This window comes from Pseudactinotalea sp. (assembly GCF_048594945.1).
Lineage (GTDB): Bacteria > Actinomycetota > Actinomycetes > Actinomycetales > Beutenbergiaceae > Pseudactinotalea.
The window spans coordinates 1-1,858 of sequence record NZ_JBMDXJ010000330.1 but is presented as its reverse complement, the minus strand read 5'-3'; the positions used below and the strand labels follow the sequence as shown (position 1 = coordinate 1,858).

The 1,858-nt window shown below is 72.7% G+C and carries 1 protein-coding gene and 1 pseudogene; both read right to left on the bottom strand.

Annotation, left to right across the window (positions count from 1 at the left end):
- Nucleotides 1-58 precede the first annotated feature (58 nt).
- A complete protein-coding gene (locus tag ACOJSN_RS14735) occupies nucleotides 59-1,189 on the bottom strand; it encodes an LLM class flavin-dependent oxidoreductase (protein WP_420113248.1) in 1,131 nt (376 codons plus the stop codon).
- A pseudogene (locus ACOJSN_RS14730) lies at nucleotides 1,186-1,858 on the bottom strand (hypothetical protein); the annotation flags it as partial. The gene ACOJSN_RS14735 and the pseudogene ACOJSN_RS14730, both read right to left, overlap by 4 nt.

Here is a 1,858-nt window from a genome sequence, read left to right as displayed (position 1 = left end):
GAGATCGCGCTTCCGTTGCAGCGATCTCGACTCAGAACAGCGATCTCGGCGGCGGGCCTCAGGCGTACCAGGCGCGCGCGATGAGCTCGAAGGAACGAAACTTGTCAGCCGGGTCGTGTGTCGCGGTGGTGATGAGCAACTCGTCGGCGCCGGTCACGCGAGCGAGAGCCCTGAGGCGCTCGACGACGTCGCTCGTCTCGCCCACGAACCTCGCCTCGATCCGGTCCCGGATCAAACCTTGGTCGTCCTCGCCGAGGTCGTTCCAGGCGGTGCCTTCACCAGCGCGTGGGAAGGCGATCGCGCCCCCGGCAGTGCGGCGGATCGAGAGCACCCAGTCCGCGAACCCGCTCCCGATCCGCTCGGCCTCTGCCGCCGTCTCGGCAGCCAGGGCGTCGACCGAGACCAGCACGTACGGCTCGTCCAGCACGCCGGGCCGGAACGCCTCCCGGTAGGCGGCGACCGTCTCCAGGATGCTGAACGGGCTCACGTGGAAGTTCGCCGCCAGCGGCAGCCCGAGCGCACCGGCCACCGTGGCGCTCTCGCCACCGCTGGAGGCAAGCAGCCACACCTCGAAGTCGGTTCCTTCGGCCGGCGGGCTGGTGACCCGGTCGCCCGAGGCGTCGGTAGCGGTCCCGTCACGCAGTGCGAGGATCCGGCTCACCTCCTCGGTGAACGGCTCCGGCTCCCGCGAGATCGCGAGCAGGGCTCGACGGCGTTCGATCCGTTCGGTGAGTGCGTCACCTCGGCGGGAGTCGGTCGGGGCCGCCGGAATCCGCACGCCGTCGACGTCGCGGGCCCGCGTGGCGCCGCCGCGGCTCCACCAGGATGCGCCCTTCTTCTCGTCGGGCTGGCGGATCGCCGCCCGGCCGAGCCCGAGATCGATCCGGCCCGGGTGCAGCGCGGCGATCGTGCCGAATTGCTCCGCCGCCTGCACCGGGCTCGTCGCGCTCAGCGCGACGGCGCCCGAGCCGACGCGGATCGTCGAGGTCCTCGCGGCGGCAGCGGCAGCCAGCACCGCGGGCGTCGCAGCCGCGACGCCATCGGCGAGGTGATGCTCGGCGTACCAGATACGCCGGTAACCGAGGTGCTCGGCGTGCAGGGCGAGGTCCACGGAGGCGCGGATGGCCTCCGCTCCACTGGTGCCCTCGCCCACGGTCGCGAGGTCGAGGATCGACAGCGGTGTGGTCATCGCGCACCCACCAGGTCCACGGCACCAGCCCGGTGGCGGCGGTCCGGCAGCGCCGGTAGCGCCGGTAGCTCCAGGTTCTCCCGCAGGTTCGCACCCACATAGTCCCGGCGCACCCGGTCGCGGCGGCGCAGCTCCTCGAGGAGGCCGTCGACCACCAGCTCGTGGCGGGTCGGATCGCCGATGCCGCCGATCGAGAGCACGTCGAGCACGCCCGCGTCCATCCGCTCCTCCACCGCATCCGCGAGCTGCTCGGGCGTGCCGACCGGGGCCCAGTGGCCCGTGTCCTGCGAGGCGATGATCAGCTCGCGCAAGGAGAGCCCCTGGGCGACCATTCGACCGAACACCTCCACGCGACCACGCCGCCGACCCACCGTCTCCAGGGCAGGCACGCGCTCGAGCGGCACCGGCGCATCGAGGTCGAGGTCCGAGAGGTCCACACCGGCGAGCATGTCCTCGAGGACGGCCCGCCCGGCGACCAGGTCGACGCCGTCGCGGCGCTCCGCCAGCAGCCGCCGCGCCTCCGCCTCGGTCGCTCCGATCGTCGCGTGGAACGAGCTCATGATCAGCGGCAGCCCCTCGGGGCGCCCGAGCTCGCGCGCCCGCCCACGCAGCTTGCCCACGAACTCCAGCGCCACATCCAGCGTGGGGAGAGCCGTGAACACCACCTCG

Coding starts and splice junctions, on each gene's coding strand:
- ACOJSN_RS14735 (WP_420113248.1), bottom strand. CDS start 1,189: ATGACCACACCGCTGTCGATCCTCGACCTCGCGACCGTGGGCGAGGGC.